This window comes from Pseudodesulfovibrio hydrargyri (assembly GCF_001874525.1).
GTDB classification, from domain to species: Bacteria; Desulfobacterota; Desulfovibrionia; order Desulfovibrionales; family Desulfovibrionaceae; genus Pseudodesulfovibrio; species Pseudodesulfovibrio hydrargyri.
Genome location: NZ_LKAQ01000004.1, coordinates 475,633 through 500,768 on the forward strand (window position 1 = coordinate 475,633; position 25,136 = coordinate 500,768).

Sequence of the window (25,136 nt, forward strand, 5' to 3'; positions counted from 1 at the left end):
CCTCGCTCCATACCAGACTGTATTTGCTGGATAACATCACCCTCAAAAAAAGGCTGAACTCAACGGCCGGACACGAAAAAGGCCCGGCCGGAGCCGGGCCTTTGTGCCTCTTCTTGCAGTTAGTCGCGGAACTTGGCCACCAGCCTGGCCAGCTTCCCGGCCAGTTCCGAGACCTCCTGGATACCCTGGTTGGACTTGCGGATGCCGGCCAGGACCTCCTGGGAGAGGTTATTGATCTGGGTCACCCGGGTGTTGATCTCGTCCGAGGTCGAGGACTGCTGCTCCGCCGCGGTGGCGATGCCGTTGACCATGTCGGCGATGGAGTCGGAGTGCTTGACGATCTCGTCGAGCACGCCGCCCGCCTCCCGGGCCATGTCCGAGGTATTCAGGACCCGCTTCTTGGCGGTGTCCATCTCCTTGACCACGTTCGTGGTGGACTGCTGGATCAGGGAGATGGCCCCCTCGACCTCCTTGGTGGCGTCCATGGTCTTCTCGGCCAGCTTGCGGACCTCGTCCGCGACCACGGCGAATCCGCGCCCGGCCTCGCCCGCACGGGCCGCCTCGATGGCCGCGTTGAGCGCCAGCAGGTTGGTCTGGTCCGCAATGTCGTTGATCACGGCCATGACCTGGCCGATATTCTCGGCCCGGCTGGACAGGGAGGCCAGGGCCTCGGCCAGGTTCTCGGTGATGGCGGCCACGGAGTTGATCTCCTCCACGGTCTTGCCCACCACCACGCCGCCCGAGGCGGCCACCTTGTTGGCCTGGTCCGACGCCTCGGCGGTCTCGGAGGCGTTCCGGGCCACCTCCAGCACCGTGGCGTTCATCTCCTCCATGGCCGTGGCCACCTGGCCGGTCTCATTGGCCGAGGTGTCCACCCCGTTGGCCAGCTGGTCCATCTGGGTGGACAGGGCGTTGGAGGCCTCGTTGAGCTTGTTGGCCACCTGGGTGACCTCGTTGGCCACCTCCAGGAGGTTCTGGCGTTGCTGCTCGATGCTCCGCTTGTCCTCTTCCTCGCGCGTCAGGTCGATGAGCACGCAGATGACGCCCACGGTGTCGCCCTCGGCGTCCTTGAGCGGCGAGGCCTCGAACAGGAGCGGATACGTGGTGCCGTCCGGGCGGGTGAACAGGAAGCGGCCGTTGAGCGGCTCCCCCAAGGCGATGACGTCGCCCGCGTTGCAGGTGGAGCCGTCCTCGTTCTCGCAGTCGAAGACGTCGGACACGGTACGGCCCTTGAGTTCCTCCTCGCTCACGTCGAGGATGGCCTGCAGGGGCGGGTTGGCGAATTGCAGGGTCTGTTTGGCGTCGGTCACGAACAGGGGAACCACGATGCCGCTGAGCACGCTCTGGTTGTATTCGAGCTGGTTCTTGATCTGGCCGACCATGGCCCCGAGATAGCGGGACAGGGAGCCGAGCTCGTCGGTCCCGGCCACTTCGAAGCGGGCGTCCAGGTTGCCCCCGGCCACGTCCTCGGCCGTGTCCGCGATGGAGGTGATCCGGTTGACGATGGCCCTGCGCATGAAGATGATCAGCGCGGCCAGCAGGGCCAGGACGCCGAGCACCGAGATGCCCGCGGACTTGAGCTGGTTCTCGAGCAGCGCATTGTACTGCGGGCTGACGTCCACGGCCACGACCATGGCCCCGAGGATATCATGGCTGCGGCCGTGACAGTGGTAGCAGAACGGGTTGTTCTCGATGGTCTTGACCTCGACGAAATGACTTTTGCCGTCAATGTCCTCGAGCTTGCCCTCGGCCAGCTTTTCCTTGAGCCCCCTGGCCACCAGTTCGGGCAGCCCGGCCTCGGGCCGGACGTCGAATATCTTCTGGCGCTCGGCCTCGGTTACGGTGGAGTAGGTGATCTCGCCCTTGTAGTCGGTCAAATAGACCTTGATGTCCGGATAACGCTCGGACATCTGCAGAAACTTGATTTCCGTGCCCTCGTTGTCCCCTTTGGCCATGGGGTCCTCGATGGCGATGTAAAGCATGTCCGCCACCCGTTCGGCGGCGACGGCCACCTCCTGAAGCGTGTGGTCCTTGGTGGACATGGAGCTGTAGGCGAACAGCCCGGCAAAGGCCAGGATGGTCAGCAGGGACGACAACAGGATGAGCTTGACCCCCAGGGAGCGCGTGATGAAATTGTCCATGCCGCCCTCCTAGTGCGCCCCGCCGAACAACAGCGGCTTGAAGTCAAAGGCCGCGACCCGCTCGGGATTATGGCACCCGGCACAGTCGTCCAGACTCAGGTTCTTCCGGATCAGGTCCGGGTCGCCCCCGGACTCCACATGGTCGTAGCCCGGCCCGTGGCAGACCTCGCACCCGGCCTCGGCCAGCTCCGGGGTCCGCTCGAAGCTGACGAACCCGCCCGGCTTGCCGTACCCGGTCATGTGGCAGCCGTAGCACTCGGCCAGTTCGTCCTTGGTCAGGTCGCCCATCATGATCTTGACGGACTCCCCGGAGTGGGCCTTTTTGGCGAATTTCTTGTAATTGCCGTATTCCAGGTCGTGACATTCGCTGCACGCCTTTGAACCGACGTAGCGGCCGGAATCCGTCCGGCCCGTACCCGTCCAGGCGACGGATACGACAAGGGCTGCCAGCGATACCGCGCAGCAGCCCTTGATCCAAAACGATCTTTTGAACATGAACCAACCCCCATAGCTATAAAGCCAACTGCCGCAACCGGCGGGCACCCTCAACCCGGCGGGGCCAATGATGTCGTTACCTTAGTGAAATATTCACTTTTGGTAAAGGGTTGGCGTTGGGGATTGTGCCCTAGGGGGTCAATTTACCAGGCCAGGGTCTCCTTGAAGGCGCGGGCCAGATTCTCCACGTTCGACTCCAGGACCTTGCGCCCGGCCAGGGTACCGCTCAGGACGGGGGATTCCGAGACACTGCCGATGCGGGCGCAGGCCTGCCCGGCGAACAGGCCCTCGAACCGCTCGCGGTCGGCCGGGGCCACGGAAACCACCAGACGGCTGGCGGATTCGGCGTAGAGCAGGCCGGTCAGGTTGAGCTCGCCGCAGGCGGGCACACTATCCAGGTCCACGTCCGCGCCGAGGCGTCCGCCCAGGCACATCTCGGCCAGGGCCACGCCCAGGCCGCCGTCCGAGCAGTCGTGGCAGGCGGTGATCAGCCCGGCCTGGGAGGCCGCGAACACAGTCTCGTAGCGCGTCTTTGCGGTCCCCAGGTCGACCTGGGGCACGTGGGCGTCAGAAAAGCCGAGCTGGGCCGCGATCTCGCTGCCGCCCATCTCGGGCCTGGTCAGGCCGAGGACGTAGATCAGGTCGCCCGGCTTCTTGAAGTCCGAGGTCATGCACCTGTTCACGTCCGGGATGACGCCGATGATCGAGAAGAGCACGGTGGGCGGAATGGAAATCTTGCGGCCGCCGCCCTTGTAGTCGTTCTTCATGGAGTCCTTGCCGGACACGCAGGGCACGCCGAAGCCGAGGCAGTAGTGGGCCAGGGCCTGGTTGGCGCGGACCAGCTGGGCCAGCTTGTAGTGGCCGTCCGGGGTGGACTCGGACTGGACCGGGTCGCACCAGCAGAAGTTGTCCACGCCGGCCATGTAGTTCACGTCGCCGCCCACGGCCACCGCATTGCGCACGGCCTCGTCGATGGCGTTGGCCATCATCCAGTAGGTGTCATAGTCCGAGAACTGCGGGCAGATGCCGTGGGAGACGACCAGTCCCCGGTCCGAGCCGTACTCGGGCCGGATGACGCCCGCGTCCGACGGGCCGTCGGCCTTGACGCCGACCATGGGCTTGACCGCGGACTTGCCCTGGACCTCGTGGTCGTACTGCCGGACCACGTACTCCTTGGAGCAGATGTTCAACCGGCCGAGCATGGCCTTGAGCAGCCCGTCCTGGTCGTCGGCCACGGGCACCGAGTCCTGGGCGATGACCGGGCGCTTCCAGACGGCCTTGAGTTCCATCTGGGGCACGCCGTGGTGCAGGAAATCCATGTCCAGGCAGGTGACCAGCTTGTCGCCGTAGCGCACCAGGTACTTGCCCGAATCGGTGAAGGTGCCGAGCGCGGTGGACTCAACGTCCATCTCGTCGGACAGGCGCATGAACTCGTCGAGCTTGTCGGCGGGCACGGCCATGGTCATGCGCTCCTGGGCCTCGGAGATGAGGATCTCCCACGGGCGCAGGCCGTCGTACTTGAGCGGGGCCTTTTTCAGGTCCATGTCGAAGCCGCCGGAGTCCTCGGCCATCTCGCCCACCGAGGAGGACAGGCCGCCCGCCCCGTTGTCGGTGATGGCGTGGTACAGCCCGAGGTCGCGGGCGCGCATGAGAAAGTCGTACATCTTGCGCTGGGTGATGGGGTCGCCGATCTGGACCGCCGTGGCCGGGGAGCCCTCGTGCAGCTCCTCGGACGAGAAGGTCGCGCCATGGATGCCGTCCGCGCCGATGCGGCCGCCGGACATGACGATGACGTCGCCGGGCAGGGCGCACTTCTCGTAGGACGGGTGGCCGGACACCGTGACCGGCATGGTCCCGATGGTCCCGCAGTAGACCAGGGGCTTGCCCAGGTAGCGCTCGTCGAAGACGATGGACCCGTTCACGGTCGGGATGCCGGACTTGTTGCCGCCGTGCTCCACGCCCTCGCGCACGCCCTCGAACACGCGGCGCGGGTGCAGCAGCCTGGGCGGCAGCTCGCCTTCGTGGAACGGGGAGGCGAAGCAGAAGACGTCGGTGTTGCACAGCAGGTTCGCGCCCATGCCCGTGCCCATGGGGTCGCGGTTGACGCCTACGATGCCGGTCAGGGCCCCGCCGTAGGGGTCGAGCGCGGACGGGGAGTTGTGGGTCTCCATCTTGACGCAGACGTTGATGGACTCGGAGAACTTGATCACGCCCGCGTTGTCCTTGAACACGGACAGGCAGTAGTCGCCGCCCTCTCTGACGGCCGCGTTGCGCGCGCGGATCTGCTTGGTCGAGCCCTGGATGAAGGTCTTGTACAGGCTGGAGTACTCGACGGTCTTGCCGGTCTCCGCGTTCTCGTACTCGATCTTCGCGGAAAAGATCTTGTGCTTGCAGTGCTCGGACCAGGTCTGGGCCAGGACCTCGATCTCGGCGTCCGTGGGGTCGGCGGACAGGCCGATCTTTTCGCGCTCGGCCTTTACCGCCGGGCCGGCGAAGTAGGCGCGGATGTCGTGCAGCTCCCTGAGCGACAGGGCCAGGGTGTTGGCCCGGGAAAAGTCCATCAGCTCGTCGTCGGACATGGTCGACAGGGGAATGACAGCCACCTCGTCCGAGGCCTGGCCCGTGACCCGGGCGGCCTTGGCCTCGAAGCCGGGATTGTCGGCCCACTGGGCCGCGGACTTGTACTCGAAGCGCTGGATCAGCTCGTTGGCGAGCAGATCCTTGGCGATGCGGTGCGCGCCCGCGTCGTCCATGTCGGCCTGAATCAGGTACTGGCGCGAGGTGTAGACCTTGATCCCCTCGCGCTCTCCCTTGGTCAGCCCGAGGACCACGCCCATGGTCTCGCGGGCGGTGCGGCCCTCGTTGTCGGTCACGCCGGGCCTGAAGCCGACCTCGATGATCCAGTCGAAATCGCGCGCCAGGGGCTTAAGCGAGACCTCGTGCAGGACCGGATCGTGCAGGGCGGCCCGTTCCAGTACCAGGTCCACCTGCTCCCGGGTCGCGCCTTCCAGGGTGAACACGTTGACCATGCGCACGTCGCGCACGTCCATGCCGAGTTCGCTCTTGATCTTGCGGGCGATCTTCTCGCCCAGCACGTCCCGGACGCCTTCCTTCAGTCCAACGATCACACGACAAAGCATATCTTGCCTCTCCTCTCGGGATGAAAAGCTGTAGGGCCGGCCTTCCCTCGCGGAGGACCGGCCCTGAAAATCACTTGGTTCGGGTCAACACAAAATCCGCGGCCTGCCTGAGCACGACCAGTTCCTCGCCGGGCTTGAAGCCCTCCAGGCACGCCTTGGCCTTTTCCACGTACAGGGCGGCCTCCTCCCTGGTCTTGCCGGAATAGCCCCCCTCCCGGACCTGGTCCAGGATGTCGGCGGCCTGGGCCTCGCTCAGGCTCCCTTCCTTCAACGCCTCCAGCAGAACCTCGGTCCCGGCCTCGTCGCCCTCCTCCATGAGCAGGATGAGCGGCAGGGTGACCTTGCCCTCCCTCAGGTCGCCGCCCTCGGGCTTGCCCGTCTCGGACGTGGGCGAGGCGTAGTCCAGGGCGTCGTCCACCAGCTGGAAGGCGATGCCCAGGTTCAGGCCGAACTCGCCGGCCGCGTCCTCGCGTTCGGGCGAACCGCCCGCCAGGGCCACGCCGCACCGGCAGGCGCACTCGATGAGCCGCGCGGTCTTGCCAATGATGATGCGCATGTAGATATCGCGGTCCAGCGACGGGTTGCGCGAAAATTCGATCTCCTCGATCTCGCCCGCGGCGGTCTCCATGATGCCCCTGGCCAGCAGCCAGGACAGGCGCGGATTGCCGTAGCGCGCGCCCATCTCGTTGGCCAGGGCGAGCAGGGCGTCGCCCGCCAGGATGGTCTCGGTCCGGCCGAAGACCAGATGGGCCGCGTCCCGGCCGCGCCGCAGTTCGGCGTCGTCCAGGTAGTCGTCGTGCAGCAGGGTGGCGGAATGGAGCAGTTCCAGGGCGCTGGCGATGGCGTGGTAGTCGTCCTTGGCGTAGCCGAGCGCGCGGGCGAACAGGAGCGTGAGCATGGGCCGGATGCGCTTGCCGCCGGACCCGATGATGTATTTGGCGACGTCCCGGACCAGCCCGTTGAGCTGGCCGGCCTCGCGGTCGAGAAAATCATTTATCCCGGGAAGTTCCCGTTGAAAAAAGCGCAGCAGTTCGTCCATAAAGATGTACTATGTCAGGTTGCGGGTTGCGGGGCAAGCCCCGTGTTACGCGGCAAAAAGCGTGTTTGCCGCGCCGTGAAGCGACCTCAACGCGCCCTTCAGATTCCAGTCGCCGGGTTCGCGGGAACCCACCAGGTTGGAGATGGTCCGCACCTCCAGGAAAGGGAGCCCGCGCAGGGCGGCGGCATAGGCCGCCGCAAACCCCTCCATGTTCTCCATGTGCCCGTCGCAGGACAGCCTCAGCCGGTCCGCCCGCTCCCGGGTTCCGGTCACGCCGGACACGGTCACGCCCGTGGCGCGCCCCCAGCCGTCCCCCAGGACCAGGCCCATGCGTTCGGCGTCGCGCTCGGGCGAAAGTTCGAGCCGGTTCCAGACCTTGCCGCCGCCCGTCTCGGCCTGGGCAAAGCCGAGCCCCATGGGATCGGCCGCGCCGTGCGCGTCCAGCAGGCCGTATTCCGGCCAGACCTCCGCCCCGGCAAAGCAGATGGCGCCCATGGGCGTCCCGCCGAGGTCGTACCCCCCGGCGATGCCGAGATCAACCACCCCGTCCACGTCCGGGCGAACCAGCCATTGCCCGGCGCACAGGGCGGTGTTCAGCAGCCCCACGCCGGTCACGCCCAGAAGCACGGCCCGGCCGCCGATTTCGTACCCGGCCGTCCCGCCCTGGCCCACGGCGGGCGCCGCCGGGAAGGCGGCCCGCATCTCGTTGGCCGTGGCGGTCAGGACCAGGAGCACGGACGGCGCTCCCTACAGCCGCCAGTAGGCGACGGATTCGGCCGCCAGTTCGGCCCGGTCGAAAAATCCCTTCACGTCCACCACCAGCGCCCTGTCCGGGTCCGCGAACCAGCCCTTCAGTTCGCTCACGGCGATGTCCTTGTACGCGGCGTGCGGCACGGCCAGGATCAGGGCGTCCAGGCCGCGCATCTCGTCGAGGGAGCGCAGGGAAACGCCCAGTTCCCGCTCGGCCTCCTCGCGGTCCGCCTCGGCGTCGTGGACCAGGACCTCCACGCCGTAGTCGTCAAGCTCGGCCAGGATGTCCACCACGCGGGTGTTGCGCAGGTCGGGCACGTTCTCCTTGAAGGTCAGGCCGAGCACGCCCACGCGCGCGCCCATGATCTTGCAGTCGCTCTTGATCAGCCGCTTGATGGTCGCCTCGGCGACGTACTTGCCCATGTTGTCGTTGATCTCGCGGCCGGCCAGGATGACGTGGGGGTGCAGCCCCAGGGCCTGGGCCTTGAAGGTCAGGTAGTACGGGTCCACGCCGATGCAGTGGCCGCCCACCAGGCCGGGCCGAAACGGCAGGAAATTCCATTTGGTGCCCGCGGCCTCGAGCACGTCCAGGGTGTCGATGCCCATCTTCTCGAAGATCAGGGCCAGTTCGTTCATCAGCGCGATATTCAGGTCGCGCTGGGTGTTCTCGATGACCTTGGCCGCCTCGGCCGTGCGGATGTCCGGGGCCAGGTGGGTGCCCGCCTCGACCACGGAGCCGTAGACCTGCTGGAGCAGCCTGCCCGTGGGCTCGTCCTGCCCGGCCACGACCTTGGCGATGGTCTCCAGGCGGTGGACCTTGTCGCCCGGGTTGATGCGCTCGGGCGAGTAGCCCACGGTGAAGTCGGTGCCGCAGGACAGGCCGGACTCGGCCTCCAGGATGGGCACGCAGACCTCCTCGGTCAGGCCGGGATAGACAGTGGATTCGTAGACCACCACCGAGCCGGGCTGCAGGTGCCTGCCCACCGAGGTGGAGGCCCCGCGCACGGGGCGCAGGTCCGGGGTGCGGAATTCGTCTATGGGCGTGGGCACGGCCACCAGGATGAGCCGGGCCTTTTCCAGGTCCTTCAGATCGGCGGTGAAGGTCAGGTCCACGTCGTCGCCCACGGTGGAAAAATCCACTTCGTTGGTCCTGTCCAGGCGTTGTTTCAGCTCGGCCACGCGCTTTTCGGACACGTCCACGCCGAGCACCCGAAAATGCCTTCCCAGGGCCACGGCCAGGGGCAGTCCCACATAGCCCAGTCCGACCACGGCAATGGCGTCTTCCCTGGCCTGCAACCGCTCAAAATCAACCATGCTCATCGTGTTCTCCTTGATCCCCGGGTGGACACCAATCGGGTTCTGTGGCTTACTGGCCCCCATGAACATCGACTGGTCGCTTCTCATCGCCGCCATCGGGCTGGCCTTCGTCTTCGAGGGCATTCCCTATTTCCTGTTCGCCGAACGGATGCCCCGGCTGCTGACCCGGCTGGCCATCCAGCCGCCAAAATTCCTGCGCTTCATCGGGCTCGCGGCCATCATCCTCGGTCTGCTCGTCATCTCGTTCGGCCGCTCCTTATCCCAATAAGGCACGGGCTGTCCAGAAAGGGGACCTATCCGCCAGGCGGGACAAGGCTTTTCGCCGCCGCGCCGGACCGTGAGCCGTCAGGCCTTCGCCGCCTTCTTCGGTGCCGTTTTTTTCTTTGAAGCAGCCTTCTTCGCGGCAGTCTTCTTCGCGGGCTCTTCCTTCGAAACGACCTCTTCCGGAACAGCTTCGCTCCTCCGCCCGCCCGGGGCCTCGGCCACGTGCAGGTAGACGATGCCGGACATCATGGGGACGTTGTAGACCCGCGTAAAACCCGCTTCAAGCAGTTCCTCGCCCAGAGCCCGCTCGTCCGGAAAACTCTTGATCGTCTCGGCAAGATACCGGTAAGCGCCCGGATCGCCGGAGATGCGGTCGCCGAGAAACGGCAGGACCTTGTCCAGGTAGAAATTGTACAGCCCCTTCCAGACCCTTTTCGACCCGGTGCCGAACTCGAGGATGCACAGCCGCGCGCCGGGCTTGAGCACCCGCAGGAACTCGGCGTAGGCCGCCTCGCGGGGCAGGATGTTGCGGATGCCGAAGGCGATGGTCGCCGCGCTCATGGAGTCGTCCGGCAGGGGCAGGGCCCGGCCGTCGGCCTGGACCGGAAAGATGAGCTCCTCACGGCCCTTTTTCAGCTTCTTGGCCTTGCCGTTTTCGAGCATGGGCAGGGCGAAGTCGAGCGCCGCCACCTTGCAGCCGGGATACTGCCGAAGCAGTTCCACGGACACGTCCATGGTGCCCGCGGCCAGGTCCAGGATCAGGCCGCCCGGCTCGGGGCGGGCCGCCCTGGCCAGCCGGTAGCGCCAGTAGATGTCCTGGCCCCCGGACAGGGCGTGGTTCAGGAAGTCGTACCACCCGGCGATACGGCCGAACATGTCCGCCACCCGCCTGCCGTGCTCGGCATGGGTGGACGCCCCGGTGTGGGACGCGCATTCGGGGCGGGCCATTACTCGGCCTCTTCCTCGATCACCGGGTTGCGCGAGCCGTCCCCGGCGGTCACGCCGGTAATGGTGCGCATGATGTCCTTGTATATGACGTCGAAATTCTGCCCGAAATTGGTGGGAGAGATGCGCCCCACCTCGATGAACTTGATGACCACTTCCTTGGCCACCTGCAATGCCTGCTTGTCGTACTTGTCCATGGTATACGCTCCCGGTCGTCAAAGGAAAAACCGCCCGGTGGGAAATGGCCTTGACCAACATAGTCAGGGTAGCCGGGCGGAGAAAAAGGGAGAAACCGGAAAGCCCCTCTCTTTTTTCGGGGTCAGTAGCACGCGCCGGGCCGGTTCGTCGAGGAGTTTAGGGGCGGGGACACCGGACCGGGCGCGCGGATTTCGCTGGACGGGAACGGGATTCCGCCCTACCGTCCGTCGACCCGGTCCGCCGGGTACTCCGCGCCCCGAGGTGCCCATGCGCATTCCGCTTTTCACCGCCCTGCTGCTCACGGCCTCCAACGTGTTCATGACCTTTGCCTGGTACGCCCATCTCAAAGAACTCAACCAGCGCCCTTGGTACGTGGCCGCCCTGATAAGCTGGGGCATCGCCCTGTTCGAATACCTGATCCAGGTCCCGGCCAACCGGCTGGGCTATACCACCCTCTCCCTGCCGCAGCTCAAGATCATGCAGGAGGTCATCGCCCTGGCCGTGTTCGCGCCGTTTTGCCTGCTGTACATGCACCAGCCCCTCAAGCTCGACTACCTCTGGGCCGCCCTCTGCCTGCTCGGCGCGGTGTATTTCATCTTCCGGTCGTGACCATCGGCCGACCCGGGACCCGGGGAGAAGCGCTCGGGCAAAGGAATGATAATCACTCTTGCCATCCTTGCCGACTGTTGCTACATGGGGTGCAATGCATTCTCTAGACTTTCTCAAGAACAGACGCCGGAAGCGAACCCGGCTCATCCGGGCGCTCCTGCTGGTTCTGCTGGCGTGCGGCCTGTTTCCCGCGCCCGTGGCCTCCGAGGTCATCGGCAGCGTGGACACGGTCTTCCACATGTTCTCGCGGGACGACGACATCGTGGTCGAGGCCTTCGACGACCCGGACGTGGCCGGGGTGACCTGCTACCTGAGCCGGGCCCGCAAGGGCGGGGTCAAGGGCATGATCGGCGTGGCCGAGGACCCGTCCGACGCCTCGCTCATGTGCCTGGCCACCGGGGACATCGAGGTGCCCGACCGGGTCAGGAGCGGCAAGGCCGACGGGGACAAGGTGTTCAGGAAGGGCACCTCGCTGGTCTTCAAGTCCATGCAGGTGGTCCGCTTCTACGACCAAAAGCGGGACGTCCTCGTGTACATGGTCTACAGCGACCGGGTGGTCGAGGGTTCGCCCAAGAACAGCATCACCTGCGTCAAGGTGCAATGACTTCGTCGAGGTAGATGACAAGGAGGTCGCAATGAGCAGGGACGAATTATCGCGGCTGATGGGCGACGCCCTGTCCGATCCGGACCTGATCCGGGAGGCCATGACCCTCAAGGATCGGCCCGCCCTGGAATCCTTTGTGCGCGGCCGGGGCTACGCGCTCACCCCCGGCGAGATGGACGAGGTCTGGGAGCTGGCCCGCAAGGTCCTTGGCGGCGAGGACGCGGCCCGCTGGCGGATGGCCACCGTGGGCAACGAGCACCTCGCGGCGCAGGACTAGACGCCCGGTCAGAACCGCCAGAGAATCCGGGCGAATCCGCCCAGGGCGTTGTCCAGGTCGTGGGACGACTTGTACGAGCCCGCCTTGTTGTACAGCTTGTACTGCCGATTATAGTGGTATTCCGGCCCGATGCTGAAGGTCAGGGCCTTGTTGGGCAGGTAGTCGAGGTAGAGCCCGACCTTGGACCGGACCACGCTCAGATAGCCGCTGCCGTAAACCGGGTTGTCCGGGGCCAGCCCGTAGGTCTTCTCCTGGGTGGAGATGGCGAAGTTCAGGGCGAGGTGCTCCGAGCCCGGCTTGGCGTCCTGGAGCAGCCCCACGGACTGGAGCGTCCTGCGCAGGGTCTTCTGGGACACGGCCACGGCCAAGCCCAGTTCCACGTCGCCGAACAGATCGCTGTTCAGGGCCGACAGGGCCACGGTCCGGCCGGTCAGCCCGAGCATCCAGCCGTCCCAGAAATCGTAGGCCACCCCGCCGTCCACGCCCGCGCCGACCGCCCCGGGCGCGACCATTTCATAGGAGGCGTTCACCTCCGCGTTGACCCAGTACCGCCATTTGTCCGTGAGCCGGTTGTTCAGCAGCCGGGTCTGCAGGGTGATGTCCTGGAGCGTATCCCAGGGGGTCTCGCCTCCGCCCGTGCCGAACCGGCGGCCCAGGCCGTCCTTGCCGGACCACTTGAAGTAGTCGATGTCATAGGACAGGTGGAAGATGGAATAGTCGGCGGACATGGAGGCCCGGGTAACGCTGACGCTGCCCAGGCCGTTGGAAAAGTCCGACTGGGCCACGTGCCCCAGGCCGCCCTGCAGCTGCAGGTCCTTGCTCACGTTGGTCGGCGCGGCCACCAGAAAGCCGGGTTCGTTGCCCATGGTCACATTGGATTGGGCCAGGGCGGGGGGGGCGAAGACGGCCAGGGCCGAGAGCAGCGCGGCGGCTATGAGCAGGGGGCGGAACATGGCGCGGAAAATACACGCGCCTTCCGGGGAAGGCAATACCGCCGGTCCCGCCCCGGACGCGAAAAAGCCCGGACCGGCGGGTGCCGGACCGGGCCTTCCAAACCGGTGTGGCCCGGGGCTAGGCCCCGCAGCACTTCTTGTATTTCTTGCCGCTGCCGCAGGGGCAGAGGGCGTTGCGCGATATCTTGGCGTCCTTGCGCACCGTGGCGGGCTTCTTCTCGCCCGCGGACTCGCTGTCCGTGTACTGGAGGTCGTCCGTCTCCTCGTGCTTGAACTCGTCGTCCTTGACCTCGGCCTGGATGCGCAGGTGGGAGAAGGAGCGCAGGGCGTTCTCCTTGATGGTGTAGATCAGCTCGGAGAAGAGCTCGAACCCCTCGCGCTTGTACTCCTGCTTGGGGTCCTTCTGACCGTACCCGCGCAGGCCGATGCCGTCGCGCAGATGGTCCATGTTCAGCAGGTGCTCCTTCCAGTTGCGGTCCAGCGAGTCGAGCAGGAAGTAGCGCAGGATCTCCTGGTAGTGATCGCCGGTGGCGGCGCGCAGGTAGGCGAAGATGTCGTCCACCCACTTGTGGGCCTGATCCATGTCGGGCAGGCCGGACTTGCCCCACTCCGGAAAGCGCTCGAAGTTGAAGACCTCCTCCAGGCGGGCACGGACCGATTCCTCGGTCTCCTTGTCCGTCCCGCCCTTCATGTCCAGGGCGGGCTCGAGAATCTCCTCCAGGAGGTCCTCGGCGTACTCCCGGGCGATGGGTTCGACCTCCCCGGACTCCATGAGCTCGCGGCGCAGGCCGTAGATGGCCTCGCGCTGCTGGTTCATGACGTCGTCGTATTCGAGCAGCTGCTTGCGGATTTCGTAGTGGTGGCCTTCCACGCGGGTCTGGGATTTCTCGATGGCGTTTGATACCATCTTGTTCTCGATGGCCATGCCGTCTTCGAGACCCAATTTTTCCATGATGCCCTTGAGGCGGTCGGAGCCGAACAGGCGCATGAGGTCGTCGTCCAGCGCCAGGTAGAAGCGGGACGAGCCCGGATCGCCCTGGCGGCCCGCGCGGCCGCGCAACTGGTTGTCGATGCGCCGGGATTCGTGGCGCTCGGTGCCGATGATGTGCAGGCCGCCCAGTTCGCGGACGCCCTCGCCGAGCTTGATGTCGGTGCCGCGGCCGGCCATGTTGGTGGCGATGGTCACCTTGCCCTTGTGGCCCGCCTCCAGGACGATCTCGGCCTCGCGCTCATGCTGTTTGGCGTTGAGCACGTTGTGCGGGACCCTGCGTTTCTTCAGCAGGTTGGAGAGCAGTTCGGATTTCTCGATGGAGACCGTGCCCACCAGGGTGGGCTGGCCGCTCTTGTAGCACGCCTCGATGTCCTCGGCGATGGCCTTGTATTTCTCTTCCTGGGTCTTGTAGATGGAGTCCGGGTTGTCCTTGCGGACCATGGGCATGTTGGTCGGGATGACCACGACCGCGAGGCCGTAGATCTGCTGGAACTCCACGGCCTCGGTGTCGGCCGTGCCGGTCATGCCGGCCAGCTTGTCGTACATGCGGAAAAAGTTCTGGAAGGTGATGGAGGCCAGCGTCTGGTTCTCGGCCTCGACCTTGACGTTCTCCTTGGCCTCGATGGCCTGGTGCAGCCCGTCGGACAACCGGCGGCCCGGCATGAGGCGGCCGGTGAACTCGTCTACCAGCACGACCTGGTCGTCCTTGACGATGTATTCCACGTCCTTGATGAAGCAGTGGTGCGCCTTGACCGCCTGGAGCACGTGGTGCTGGAGGGCGATGTTCTGCGGGTCGAACAGGTTGTCCACGCCGAGCAGCCCCTCGATCTTCTCCACGCCCGCGTCGGTCAGGGTGATGGACTTGGTCTTCTCGTCCAGGACGAAGTCGCCGTCGGGCACGGCCTCCTTGTCCTCGGGGTCCATGGGGCTGGATTTGACCAGCTTGGGCACGATGGCGTCCACGCGGCGGTACAGGCCGGACGACTTCTCGCCCGGGCCGGAGATGATCAGCGGGGTCCGCGCCTCGTCGATGAGGATGGAGTCCACCTCGTCCACGATGGCGAAGTTGAGCGGCCGCTGGACCAGCTGCTCCTTGTAGAATTTCATGTTGTCGCGCAGGTAGTCGAAGCCGAACTCGTTGTTCGTTCCGTAGGTGATGTCCGCCGCGTAGGCCACCTGGCGTTCCTGGTCGGTCAGACCGTGGACGATGACCCCGTAGGTCAGGCCGAGGAAATTGTAGAGCCGGCCCATCCATTCGGCGTCGCGCGAGGCCAGGTAGTCGTTGACCGTGACCACGTGCACGCCCTTGCCGGACAGGGCGTTGAGGACCACGGCCAGGGTGGCGACCAGCGTCTTGCCCTCACCGGTCTTCATCTCCGCGATCTTGCCCTGGTGCAGGACCATGCCGCCGATAAGCTGGACGTCGAAGTGGCGCATGGGCGGGTCGAAGGCGCGTTTGCCCGCCTCGCGGACCAGGGCGAAGCATTCGGGCAGCAGGTCGTCGAGGGTCTTCTCGCCCGCGGCCACCTGCCCTTTCCAGGCCGCGATCTTGACCGGGAAGTCGCTGTCGGCCAGCCCCTCCATCTCCGGTTCGAGCGCATTGATCTGCGCGATGATCGGGTTGAGTTTCTTCAGGTATCGGTCGTTCTTGGAACCGAAGATCTTTTTGAGCATGTATGGGTTCTCCAGAAAATCTTTGGCGGTCCTTGGGTGCGCGGCCGCGAACGCTGTAGTGCAAGATAACGTCGGGAAACGGAAAGTCAACGCGACAATCGCGTGACGGCCCCCTCCCCGGGCGGAAACAAGGGATAGCACAAAGCGGGCCGGGCGTAAAAGGGACGCCCTCCGGCCCGTCCCGCAACGGGAAAACCGGTACCCGGAGACGTCATCCGGCGGGCGTGGGTCCCTCGGCGACGCCGCGCAACGCCCGGTACCAGGCCGCGCCCACGGCCCAGCTCAGGACGGCCGTACCGCACCGGGCCGGAAGATCGAGCCACCTGAAGTAAAAGCCGGTGAACGGACTGGAGGGAAAGCCGTTGACCAGGATGTCGGACGGCAGCCGCAGGGCCGCCCACCACGCAAGCGCGGTCAGGAACAGGGCTCCGGCGGCCGGGCGCGACAGCTCCCAGGAACGTCGGAAGGACACGCGCTCCCCCGCGGCCGCGCCCGCCAGGGTGAACCCGAAGCGGCCAAGCAGGTACAGCAGCGGCAGCGCCCCCACATGATAGGATGCGGTCCACAAAAAAAAGGAATTCTTCCCGAAGACCGGCTCGGCCAGCCACTGCACGCCCCAGCCGAGCAGCCCCCACGCCTGGCCGAAGCAGAGGTAATAGCAGAAGGCGTAGGGCAGCGTCCGCAGGAACCGGCGCGGGAATCCCGGCCCGAAGACCCGGCGCTCCCCGTCCCCGCGCACCATGGCGTCCGCCACGACCACGAACAGGGCCAATTCCAACAAGGCCCCCGCAATCGACCACGACCAGGCCGCCGCGTGGAGCGGCCCGCCGGTCAGCCGTTCGAGCGGCAGCAGTTTGAAGGCGAGCTTCCACAGGTACAGGCACCCGGCACCGACCACAAAGGGCAGCGGCTCGGCCCGCATCCGTCCGAAGGCGATGCACAGCACCCCGCCGATCCGGCGCAGGGCCGCCCGCCAGGCGTCCTCGGCGCAAATGAACCAGGGGGAATCGGGCACGGGGTTAGGCCTTTCCCGCCGACGGCCGGGCGGCAAACGCCACGGGCTATTTTTCCTCCGGCAGGTCGGCGTACGGCCCCACGCCCGAACCGGCGCGCGGGTCGGCATGGCTTGCGGGCGCGGTTTCAAATTCGAAGGCCGGGCCGAAACCGGCCCCTGGGCCAGCGGCCCGCAGTCGCAATTTCTCGTACCAGATGGCATTGGCGGCGATCAGGACGCTCCAGGAGAACAGGTCGATCACCAGCAAAAGGACGATCCCCAGGACCCCGGTCGCGCCCATTTCACGTTCGGGACCGCCGACCACCATGCCCCCCTGGACGATCACCCAAAGGATGGCGACCGGGATGGAGACCATCATCAGCGACCAGAACATGCGCCAGCCGTGCCCCCTGGTCAGGGCCAGGGCCTCGCGCACCTTCACCACATGCCCCACGGCCGCGCCGGGGAGCATGACCCCCAGCCGCAGCAAAAACGCGAGGAGCAGGAAATAGGCGACGACGCCCACCAGGATGATCCCGACCAGGGCCGGGGGATTGGATATGCCCGGCTGTGCGGGGTCACCCAGGAGGGAGAACGCCACGGCCCCCAGCGACACCATGACCACGAGCGCTGCTCCGAGAAAAATCAGGCAGAGGATCAGCCCCCGGACGAAAACCCGGCCCATGGCCGGCCAAAAGGGCCGGGGGATGGCCTTGCCCGTCCCCCGCTGCATGGTCACGGCCAGATGGTTGGTCGTGGTCGCCAGAAAGAGCAGGCCCAGGATATAGACGACTCCCGACAGCAATGCGGCCAAGCCGAATCCCGGCGCCCCCCCCGGGGTGGCCAGGCTCGCGGCCATCCCCACGGACAGGAGCAGGACCAGAAGGGCGGGAGCGAAACCGGCCAGCACGAGCCCGGTGAACGTCCATTTCCGCCGCCAGCCCAGGGCCACGGCTTCCTTGACCACGGCAAAGGGTGAAATCTTTTTCGACATGGAAGCCTCCCCGGAATCTCCGGTCTGTTCAGGGTTCAGGGTCGATTCGTAGCGCATCCGCAACCGCTCGTACCAGATGGTGAAGGCGGCGAAGGTATACCAGAACACGGCTGTACCGACGACCATGTACAGCAGGTAGGCGGGCGAGAACGGTTCAAAGGTCCGGTCCCGCATGGCCGCCAAGTTCACCGCCACGCCCACGCCCACAAGAACGGCGTACGGCAGGGCGAACAGGAGCATGCGCAGGACGTGCCCTCTGGTCATCCGCCAGGAACGCCGGAAAGCGGAGACGTCACACACCGACGCGGCGGGCAGGGCCATGCCCCAACGCACGAGCAGATACGTGGAGACAGACATCACGACCGTCGTGACGGGGATGTATATGTCGGATATTGCATGCGGCACATTCCCGCTCATGAAAATGAACGCTCCCAGGACGACTGCGCACAGTTCGGCCACGCTAAACGTCATGAGCGCAAGCAGAAAATACTTCCACAGCACAAGCAGATACCGGTGGACAAAGCGGGCGGGCAAAACCTTCGGGGTTCCGCGCAAAGCCATCAGCGAATCGTGGAACACGACCATGTACACCAGGGGCGACAAGAGCAGCATCACCCCCCAACCTGCGATGGCAAGCCCCGAGGAAGAGCCGTCCGAGCCGAAGGACAGCATCAAGGGCAACGCGATGATCACCCCGGCGACCGCCCCTCCCAGATAGACCTTGGCCCGCAAGCGCATCAGTCGCAGGGCGTCCACGGCCACGGCTTTCATTGAAATCTTGTCCGACATCTCCCTCTCATCCTATGGTTTCAAGCCAGTGTCCCACCGCCACCCCCTGCGGCGCGGTGGCCGAGAGTTGAGCCAGACAGGCCGAGCATCCCGAGAGCACCGTGTCCGCGCCCCTGAGCGCTTCCCAGCACTGCCGGTTGACCGGCTCGGTCAGCCCGGGCGCGGCCAACCGCATGACCCCGCCGAAGCCGCAGCACTGTTTGTCCGTGACCGCGACCAGCCGGTCGCCCAGGGCCTCGCGCAAAAAATCCCGGTCCGGATCGTCCGCACCGGCGTGGCACGGATGGTGATAGCCCAACCTTTCCGGGACGTTGTCGGATATCACGAATTCCATGCCGCGCATAGTTTCAGACAGGGGCAGTAGAGAATCCACCCAACGGGACCGCTCCCCGTCGGACTCGAAACAGTCGTAGGCCCGCAGCCCGGCCAGGCAGGTGGCGCAAAACACGGCGATGCGCGGGCGGCCCGCCTCACGCCAGACCGCCACGTTGCGCTCGGCCATGGCCGCCGACCGGTCCGCGAATCCGGCCCCCTTGAGGCCCGAGCCGCAGCAGGTGAAGTCGCCGGGCAGGACCTCCGCGCCCAGGCCGTCGAGCAGCCGCAGGGCGGCCATGAGCCAGCGGCCCTGGACGAAGTTGGCCGTGCAGCCCGCGAACAGGAGCAGCTTCTCGCCGCGATACGTGTCCGGGAAGCTCTTGGGCGTCATGAAGGGGGCGAGCCCCGGCCCGCCGGACATGCCCGCGAGCATCTTGAGCATGGGGCCGAGCCTTTCGGTGTGAAACAGCTCGGGCACCAGCCCGGCGGCCTTGGAGCTGGGGGACCAGAGCATCCGGGCGCGGGTCAGCCAGGTCTTCCACAGCCAGGACTTGAAACCGGGGTGCGCCGCGCGCAGTCCGGCCACCAGGCCAGGCACGTCCTGGCCCTGGGGGCAGACCTCGCGGCACCGGCCGCAGCCCAGGCAGAGCCCGGCCAGCTTGGCGGCGTCGGTTTCGGACAGCTTGTCCGGGTCCTCGGCCAAGACCCGGCAGAGGTCGGACTTGGAGCGCGGGCCGAGTTCCTCGCGCCCGGTGGCCCTGAGCAGCGGACAGGCCTGGAGGCACTTGCCGCACAGGATGCAATGGGAAACGTGTTGGGAAATATTTTCGGACATGGCCTTGGTCCTACCCGCGTCGGCTTGCCTTGGCAACCGGGCCGGGGTCAGCGGAAAAGCCGGTTGAAGACGCGGCGGAGCAGCCCGCGCCCCTTGGAATCCCGGACCGCCAGGCGCTCCCGGTCGGCGCGTTCCGCCAGTTCCGGGCGGGCGTTGAAAAGGATCTCGGCGACCATGCGCGCGGCCTCGCCGGTGAGCCCGGCGCACTGCTCGAAATGGGCGGCCTCGTCGCCCTTGACCGCTTTGGTCAGCACGCGGCAGCAGGTGGTCCGGTGCGCGTCCTTGAACCGCGTGTGCAGCTCGTTCACCGCCTCGCGCACCTTGGCCGCGCTGCGGTAGGCTCTGCCCTCGCCTCCCAGGAAGAGCCCCAGGACCAGCGCCCCGCCGCCGACCGCCCCGCACAGGCAGCCCGCCCCGCCCTGGCCGATGGACAGCCCCGAGGTCAGGCCGACCGCCTGCTGCTCGGTCAGCCCCCCGCCCAGCCCTTCGTTGAAGGCGAGCAGGACGGCGTCGGCGCACAGGTGCTGCCGGGTACGGTAGAGGTTCTCGGCGCGGGCCGCGATGGACTCGGACAGGGAGGAGGACGTGGTATCGGTCATGAAAAAAGGCCTTTGCACCGAACATACGGTGCAAAGGCCGGGTTGACTAGTCTTCGGACTCCACGGGATAGCCTTTGCCCTTCCAGGCAAAGATGCCGCCGGGCTGGCGGATGACGTTGGTGTAGCCGAGCTTCTGGGCCCAGATGGCCCCGTTGTGGCTGCGGGTGCATTTGACGAAGCCGCAGTAGACCACGATGGGCACGTCCTTGTCCGGGCCGAGCAGCGCCTCGTAGTCGGCCTCGGTCTTGCCCGCGGTCTTGGCGGTGTCCCAGGTCTCCATCGTCGGGATGGGGAACTCGAAGGCCACGGCGCCGGGGATGTGGTTCTTCTTGTAGCTGGCCTCGTACGGCATGGTGTCCACGATGACCATCTTCTTGCCCGAGTCGATCCACGCCTTGAGCTCCTCGGCGGTGACCACGCCATAACCGCCCTCCTGGACCTCGCGGACCAGCTTGACGGCTCCTTCCTCCTTGACCGCCTCATCCTCGAACTTGTCGCCGAACAGCCCGGCAAAGGCCGGGGACGCGGTCAGCAACAGGGCCGCACAGACAAACAACAGCAATACATTCCTACGCATGAAAGACTCCTTGGGAACCGGAAAAAGATTGTCAGGACAGGACACGTCCGTTCGCGAACCTCCGCCACCAGTAACAGTACAGAATCCCGGCCAGCATGAGCAGATCGCGGTAAAAGGCGATCCGCAACCCGCCAAAGGCCTCGGCCTCGGGGTCGCCCGGCCCGTAGCAGCCGCAATCGATGTCCAGCCCCAGGTGCAGGCCGTAGCCGAGCACGCCCAGGAAGACCACGGTCAGGACCGCGATGGTCCTCAGGCTGCCCCGGAAATCGAACACCAGCCCGGCGCCCGCCGCGATCTCCACCACCGGCAGGATGAAGGCCAGGGGCATGACCAGCCCCCGGGGCACGAGCCCGAAGGCGTCGATGACCACCGCCAGCTGCTCAGGATCGGCCAGCTTGATGACGCCGGCCGCCAGAAACAGCCCGCCCAGGATGACGCGCGCGGCGCGGTACAGCCAGCGGGAAGACAGCACGGACAATACGGGATTCATAGTCTGTTCCCATATCATGCTGATATAACTATGAACAAATCGAGATAACCCGAGATATCGAGAAGATATATAGATTTATTCTATATATTAAGAAAAACAGGTTGATGCGGACAAATGCCCGGAAACGACTCCCTACCACCCCTTGCCGGGGTTCATGATCTCGTTGGGGTCGAAGATGCGGCGCACGGCGTCCATGTAATGGAGCTGGTCCGCGCCGAGCTGTTCGGGCACGAAGGAGGCCTTGGTCAGGCCGGTGCCGTGCTCGCCCGAAATGGTCCCGCCCAGCTTCACGGCGGCCCGGAACAGCTGCTCCTTGACCCGGTGGGCGGCTTCCAGCTCCCCGGGCCGCTGGGCGTCGTGCATGATGTTGGCGTGGATGTTGCCGTCGCCCAGATGGCCGTAGCAGAGCACGGGCAGTCCGGCGTCGGCCCCGGCCTTGTGTGCGATGTCGACCATTTCGGGCACCCGGCCGCGCGGCACGGCCAGGTCCTCGGAGAGCTTGTTGGGCCGCAACCGGTAGGAGCCGGGCGAAATTTCCCGACGCGCGGCCCAGACCGCTTCCTCGGCCTCGCCCTCGCCCGCCTCCATGGAGACGGCCAGGGGGACGAGCGCCTCCTTGAGCCGCCGGACCTCGGCGGCCACGCCCTCGGCCGTGCCGTCGAACTTGAAGAGCAGCGCGGCCTGCGCCTCCGGGGCCAGAGGGATGTCGCCGAGCAGGCGCAACGCCTTGATCGTGGTGGCGTCCATGAACTCGCAGGCGCAGGGCAGCAGCCCGGCCCCGAACACGGCCGTGACCCCGTCCATGGAGGCGGCCAGGTCGGCGAACCCGACCAGGATGGAGCTCGATGCCTCGGGCAGGGGGATGAGCTTGACCGTGGCCCGGGTGATCAGCCCGAGCTTGCCGTTCGCACCGACAAACAGGCGCTTCAGGTCCAGACCGACCACGTCCTTCTGGGAGCGCCCGCCCATGGTCAGCACCTTGCCGCCAGGAAGCGCGGCCTCGATGCCGAGCACCCAGTCGCGGGTCACGCCGTACTTGACGGCCCGCAGCCCGCCCGCGCAGGTGGAGATGTTCCCGCCCATGGTCGAAATCTTCACGCTGGCCGGGTCCGGGGGGTAGAACAGCCCCTTTTCGGCGCACGCCGCCTGGAAGTCCGAGGTGATCACCCCGGGCTCCACCTCGGCGGCGAAGTCCCGCCCGTCGATGTCGATGATGCGGTTCATGCGCAGCAGGGAGACGGTCACCCCGTGCAGGCTCGGCACGGTGTTGCCCACCTGGCCGGTGGCCCGGGCGCGGGGGTAGACGGGCATGCGCTCGGCATCGGCCCATTGCAGAAGCTCGGCAACCTGCTCCCGGCACTCGGGCCGGACCACGGCCCACGGCATGGACCGTTCGCGGCTGGCGTCCGTGGAAAAGGCGTTGAGCTGCTCGGTTTCGAACACGCACCCGTCGCCGGGAAACAGATCGGTCAGAAACGCCCGGTTGGCGTCGGTCAGGGAATCGGCGTATTGCGGCATGGTGCGAACTTACGAGGGGTGCCCCCGGCTGTCAATGGCCGAACCGTTCCGGCGCAGTACGGAACCTCACCATGAGGATGGGCGGTTCGCCCGGCGCCACCTCCATGTTCTCGCGCCGAGGTCCTTCGGCTACGCCCCTCCCATCGCCCCCACCTCCACCCAGGCGGTGCCGTTCCGCGAGCTCTCCAGGCACGCCTCGATGAACTCCACTCCGCGCAGTCCGTCCTCCCCGGTGGGGAAATCCACGGCCGCGCCCATGGCCAGGGTCGCGCAGAACGACTGGTAGATGTTGGCGAACGCCAGCAGCCACCCCTCGGGGTGTCCGGCCGGGGTGTGGGAATAGGCCATGGCCCCGGGCAGCAGGTCGGGCGCGCCCCGGGTGATGATCCGGGCGGGCTCGTTCAGGGGCGTGTAGCGCAGGTGGTCCGGGTCCTCCTGGAACCACTCCAGCCCGCCTTGGTCGCCGAACACGCGCAGCCTCAGCCCATTGACCGCGCCGGTGGCCGCCTGGGAATACCAGTACAGCCCGCGCGCGCCGGTGTCGTACTCGGTCAGGATGGTCCCGTTGTCGTCCAGCACCCGGCCCTCCACCAGGGAGTCGAGCCGGGCGGCCAGCCGGGTCAGCGTCAGGCCGGTGACGTGGGGCACCAGGTATTCGATGTGCGAGCCCACGTCGCCCAGGGACAGGGTCCCGCCGCCGCGCTCCGGGTCGGCCCGCCAGGAGGCCTGAATGTGGCCCGTGGTCTCGACCGGCTCGGCCAGCCATCCCTGGGGATATTCGCAGTTGACGAAGCGGATCTCGCCCACGTCGCCGCGCGCGATCATCTCGCGCATCTGCCGGACCATGGGATAGCCCGCGTAGGTGTAGGTCACGCCCAGGACCAGCCGCCGCTCGCGGGCCAGGTCCACCAGTTCGCGGGCCTGGGCCGGGGTGTGCGTGAACGGCTTGTCGCACATGACGTTGATGCCGCTTCGCAGGCACGCCTTGACGTTGGGATAATGGGCCTCGTTGGAGGTGACCACCACCGCGAAATCGATGTCCCCGGCCTCGAGCCGGGCCAGTTCCTCGGGCGTGGCGTAGACCCGGTCCCCGTCCAGGCCGAGTTCCGCGCCCAGGACGCGGCTCTTCTCCAAGTCGCGGGAAAAGCATCCGGCCACCAGCCGGGCCTGTCCGTTCAGGGCCAGGGCCCGCCGGTGCACCTGGCCGACGAACGCGCCGGGACCGCCGCCGATCATGGCATATCTGAGCATGGCATCACCTCTTTTGCGAGTCACCATACACCATGTTCCGCCGCCGGGGAACCCTGCGTCACGGTTCCGCTGGCCTCGCAAAACCGGCTGTGCTATCCCTTTGGGCCATGGGATTCCTCACGAAACTGCTGTCCGGCCGGTCCAAGGGCGGCCGCCCCGAACACCGGGGCTCCCCGGGCGAGGACGCGGCCGCGCACCACCTCAAGGCCCAGGGCTACAAGGTCCTGGACCGCAACTGGCGCTTCCACCAGTGGGAGCTGGACCTGGTCTGCCGCCACCGGGACACCGTGGTCTTCGTGGAGGTCAAGACCCGGCGGGCCGGGGCCATGGGCGCGCCGGGCGAAGCCCTGACGCGCAGGAAGCAGGCGCGGCTGATCAAGGCCGCCAGCCACTACCTGACCGCGCACGACCTCTGGGACGAGCCCTGCCGGTTCGACCTGGCCTCGGTCACGGACACCGGCGCGTCCCTTATCGTGGAGATCGAGGAAAACGTCTTTCAACTGGACGGGCAGAGAGCATGAGCGATACCGGCACCCTGTACGTGGTGGCCACCCCCCTGGGCAACGCGGACGACCTGTCGCCCCGGGCGCGGGCGATACTGACGGACGCGGACGTGGTCCTGGCCGAAGACACCCGGCGGGCCGGGCTGCTCTTCCAGCGGCTGGGGCTGGCCCGCCACGGCAGGCTGGTCTCCTTTTTCGAGCACAACGAGGACAAGAAGCTGCCCAAGGTCCTGGACCAGCTGGCCGACGGACTGTCCGTGGCGCTCATCTCGGACGCGGGCACCCCGCTGTTGTCCGACCCCGGCTTCACCCTGGTCCGCGCCTGCCGCGACGAAGGCTACCGGGTCACCCCCGTGCCCGGCCCGTCCGCGCCGGTCACGGCCCTGTCCGCCTCCGGGCTGCCGCCCCTGCCCTACACCTTCCTGGGCTTTCCGCCGCGCAAGAAGAGCCAGACCGAAAAAATGTTTCGCGCACACCGCGACACCGGGGCCACCCTGGTCCTGTTCGAGCGCAAGACCCGCCTTGCGGGCACCCTGGCCATCGCCCGCGACATCCTGGGCGAGCGCGATTTCTGCGTGGCCCGCGAGCTGACCAAGGAGTACGAGGAATTCCTGCGCGGCAATCTCGGCGCGCTGGACGACTTCGACTTCGAGCTGCGCGGCGAGCTGACCGTGATCATCGCGCCCGGCAAGGACGACGGCGAGGCGGACGAGGCAACCATCATGGAGCGCATCGCCGAGGAGACCGAGGCCGGGGGCAAGCCCAAGGAGATCGCCCGGCGCGTGGCCGAGCGCAGCGAGGGCTGGACGGCCAAGGCGGTCTATGCCCTGATGCGCGATTGAATTTGGGCGGGAAAAGAAAAAATCAGATTTGG

General features: G+C 66.5%; 24 protein-coding genes. 6 read left to right on the plus strand and 18 right to left on the minus strand.

The window, feature by feature from the left end; genetic code table 11:
- Nucleotides 1–119: 119 nt before the first annotated feature.
- The 6 genes from BerOc1_RS06635 to BerOc1_RS06660 all read right to left on the minus strand — a co-directional run bounded on the left by BerOc1_RS06635 (nucleotide 120) and on the right by BerOc1_RS06660 (nucleotide 8,879).
- Nucleotides 120–2,141, minus strand: a complete 2,022-nt coding sequence (locus BerOc1_RS06635; protein ID WP_071544938.1) for a methyl-accepting chemotaxis protein — start codon at nucleotides 2,139–2,141, stop codon at nucleotides 120–122.
- Between the two features lie 9 nt (nucleotides 2,142–2,150).
- On the minus strand, nucleotides 2,151–2,636 hold the full coding sequence (locus BerOc1_RS06640; RefSeq protein ID WP_071544939.1) for a cytochrome c family protein: 486 nt from the start codon (nucleotides 2,634–2,636) through the stop codon (nucleotides 2,151–2,153).
- Between the two features lie 143 nt (nucleotides 2,637–2,779).
- Complete coding sequence (locus tag BerOc1_RS06645; protein WP_071544940.1) at nucleotides 2,780–5,776, minus strand: phosphoribosylformylglycinamidine synthase subunit PurS; 2,997 nt, start codon at nucleotides 5,774–5,776, stop codon at nucleotides 2,780–2,782.
- A 70-nt stretch (nucleotides 5,777–5,846) separates the two neighbouring features.
- Nucleotides 5,847–6,815, minus strand: a complete 969-nt coding sequence (locus BerOc1_RS06650; protein ID WP_071544941.1) for a polyprenyl synthetase family protein — start codon at nucleotides 6,813–6,815, stop codon at nucleotides 5,847–5,849.
- A gap of 45 nt (nucleotides 6,816–6,860) precedes the next feature.
- A complete protein-coding gene (gene mqnB / locus BerOc1_RS06655; protein WP_071544942.1) occupies nucleotides 6,861–7,550 on the minus strand; it encodes a futalosine hydrolase in 690 nt (229 codons plus the stop codon).
- A gap of 12 nt (nucleotides 7,551–7,562) precedes the next feature.
- Nucleotides 7,563–8,879, minus strand: coding sequence for a nucleotide sugar dehydrogenase (locus BerOc1_RS06660; RefSeq protein ID WP_371912964.1), 1,317 nt, complete (start codon nucleotides 8,877–8,879; stop codon nucleotides 7,563–7,565).
- Nucleotides 8,880–8,943: 64 nt separating this feature from the next.
- Here BerOc1_RS06660 and BerOc1_RS06665 point away from each other — a divergent pair, with 64 nt between their 5' ends.
- A complete protein-coding gene (locus BerOc1_RS06665) occupies nucleotides 8,944–9,150 on the plus strand; it encodes a DUF2065 domain-containing protein (protein ID WP_071544944.1) in 207 nt (68 codons plus the stop codon).
- 77 nt (nucleotides 9,151–9,227) lie between these two features.
- Here BerOc1_RS06665 and BerOc1_RS06670 read toward each other — a convergent pair whose 3' ends face one another.
- Both BerOc1_RS06670 and BerOc1_RS06675 read right to left on the minus strand, forming a co-directional pair.
- On the minus strand, nucleotides 9,228–10,094 hold the full coding sequence (locus tag BerOc1_RS06670) for a ubiquinone/menaquinone biosynthesis methyltransferase (protein WP_071544945.1): 867 nt from the start codon (nucleotides 10,092–10,094) through the stop codon (nucleotides 9,228–9,230).
- A complete protein-coding gene (locus BerOc1_RS06675; protein WP_071544946.1) occupies nucleotides 10,094–10,288 on the minus strand; it encodes a hypothetical protein in 195 nt (64 codons plus the stop codon). The genes BerOc1_RS06670 and BerOc1_RS06675 overlap by 1 nt, the downstream gene beginning before the upstream one ends.
- A gap of 268 nt (nucleotides 10,289–10,556) precedes the next feature.
- Between BerOc1_RS06675 and BerOc1_RS06680 the strand changes: the two genes are divergently transcribed.
- The 3 genes from BerOc1_RS06680 to BerOc1_RS06690 all read left to right on the plus strand — a co-directional run bounded on the left by BerOc1_RS06680 (nucleotide 10,557) and on the right by BerOc1_RS06690 (nucleotide 11,779).
- Complete coding sequence (locus tag BerOc1_RS06680) at nucleotides 10,557–10,898, plus strand: DMT family protein (RefSeq protein WP_071544947.1); 342 nt, start codon at nucleotides 10,557–10,559, stop codon at nucleotides 10,896–10,898.
- Between the two features lie 94 nt (nucleotides 10,899–10,992).
- Entirely contained in the window at nucleotides 10,993–11,502 is a 510-nt protein-coding gene (locus tag BerOc1_RS06685) for a CreA family protein (protein ID WP_071544948.1), read from the plus strand.
- A 31-nt stretch (nucleotides 11,503–11,533) separates the two neighbouring features.
- Nucleotides 11,534–11,779 (plus strand): hypothetical protein, encoded by a 246-nt coding sequence (locus BerOc1_RS06690; RefSeq protein ID WP_071544949.1) that lies wholly within the window; start codon nucleotides 11,534–11,536, stop codon nucleotides 11,777–11,779.
- 8 nt (nucleotides 11,780–11,787) lie between these two features.
- Here the strand turns inward: BerOc1_RS06690 and BerOc1_RS06695 are convergent, their stop codons facing one another.
- The 10 genes from BerOc1_RS06695 to BerOc1_RS06740 all read right to left on the minus strand — a co-directional run bounded on the left by BerOc1_RS06695 (nucleotide 11,788) and on the right by BerOc1_RS06740 (nucleotide 23,759).
- A complete protein-coding gene (locus tag BerOc1_RS06695; protein WP_071544950.1) occupies nucleotides 11,788–12,732 on the minus strand; it encodes a hypothetical protein in 945 nt (314 codons plus the stop codon).
- A gap of 118 nt (nucleotides 12,733–12,850) precedes the next feature.
- On the minus strand, nucleotides 12,851–15,397 hold the full coding sequence (gene secA / locus BerOc1_RS06700; protein ID WP_071544951.1) for a preprotein translocase subunit SecA: 2,547 nt from the start codon (nucleotides 15,395–15,397) through the stop codon (nucleotides 12,851–12,853).
- A gap of 211 nt (nucleotides 15,398–15,608) precedes the next feature.
- Nucleotides 15,609–16,412 carry a hypothetical protein gene (locus BerOc1_RS06705; RefSeq protein ID WP_071544952.1) on the minus strand — a complete coding sequence of 268 codons (804 nt, stop codon included), beginning with the start codon at nucleotides 16,410–16,412 and terminating at the stop codon, nucleotides 15,609–15,611.
- Nucleotides 16,413–16,458: 46 nt separating this feature from the next.
- Nucleotides 16,459–18,174, minus strand: a complete 1,716-nt coding sequence (locus tag BerOc1_RS06710) for a hypothetical protein (RefSeq protein WP_071544953.1) — start codon at nucleotides 18,172–18,174, stop codon at nucleotides 16,459–16,461.
- 7 nt (nucleotides 18,175–18,181) lie between these two features.
- Nucleotides 18,182–19,324: a (Fe-S)-binding protein gene (locus tag BerOc1_RS06715; RefSeq protein ID WP_071544954.1), complete on the minus strand. Its 1,143-nt coding sequence runs from the start codon at nucleotides 19,322–19,324 to the stop codon at nucleotides 18,182–18,184.
- Nucleotides 19,325–19,371: 47 nt separating this feature from the next.
- The gene (locus BerOc1_RS06720; protein WP_071544955.1) at nucleotides 19,372–19,923 is read right to left on the minus strand and encodes a C-GCAxxG-C-C family protein; all 552 of its coding nucleotides are present in this window, start codon (nucleotides 19,921–19,923) and stop codon (nucleotides 19,372–19,374) included.
- A gap of 46 nt (nucleotides 19,924–19,969) precedes the next feature.
- Nucleotides 19,970–20,500, minus strand: a complete 531-nt coding sequence (locus tag BerOc1_RS06725; protein ID WP_071544956.1) for a rhodanese-like domain-containing protein — start codon at nucleotides 20,498–20,500, stop codon at nucleotides 19,970–19,972.
- Nucleotides 20,501–20,531: 31 nt separating this feature from the next.
- Nucleotides 20,532–20,990, minus strand: a complete 459-nt coding sequence (locus BerOc1_RS06730) for a MauE/DoxX family redox-associated membrane protein (protein WP_071544957.1) — start codon at nucleotides 20,988–20,990, stop codon at nucleotides 20,532–20,534.
- 132 nt (nucleotides 20,991–21,122) lie between these two features.
- Nucleotides 21,123–22,508 (minus strand): FAD-binding oxidoreductase, encoded by a 1,386-nt coding sequence (locus tag BerOc1_RS06735; RefSeq protein WP_071544958.1) that lies wholly within the window; start codon nucleotides 22,506–22,508, stop codon nucleotides 21,123–21,125.
- Between the two features lie 129 nt (nucleotides 22,509–22,637).
- Nucleotides 22,638–23,759: a Gfo/Idh/MocA family protein gene (locus BerOc1_RS06740; RefSeq protein WP_084641193.1), complete on the minus strand. Its 1,122-nt coding sequence runs from the start codon at nucleotides 23,757–23,759 to the stop codon at nucleotides 22,638–22,640.
- A 107-nt stretch (nucleotides 23,760–23,866) separates the two neighbouring features.
- On the opposite strand from BerOc1_RS06740, the gene BerOc1_RS06745 reads away from it, so the two are divergent.
- On the plus strand, nucleotides 23,867–24,280 hold the full coding sequence (locus BerOc1_RS06745; RefSeq protein ID WP_071544960.1) for a YraN family protein: 414 nt from the start codon (nucleotides 23,867–23,869) through the stop codon (nucleotides 24,278–24,280).
- A complete protein-coding gene (rsmI, locus tag BerOc1_RS06750; RefSeq protein WP_071544961.1) occupies nucleotides 24,277–25,104 on the plus strand; it encodes a 16S rRNA (cytidine(1402)-2'-O)-methyltransferase in 828 nt (275 codons plus the stop codon). The genes BerOc1_RS06745 and rsmI overlap by 4 nt, the downstream gene beginning before the upstream one ends.
- The last annotated feature ends 32 nt before the right edge of the window (nucleotides 25,105–25,136 follow it).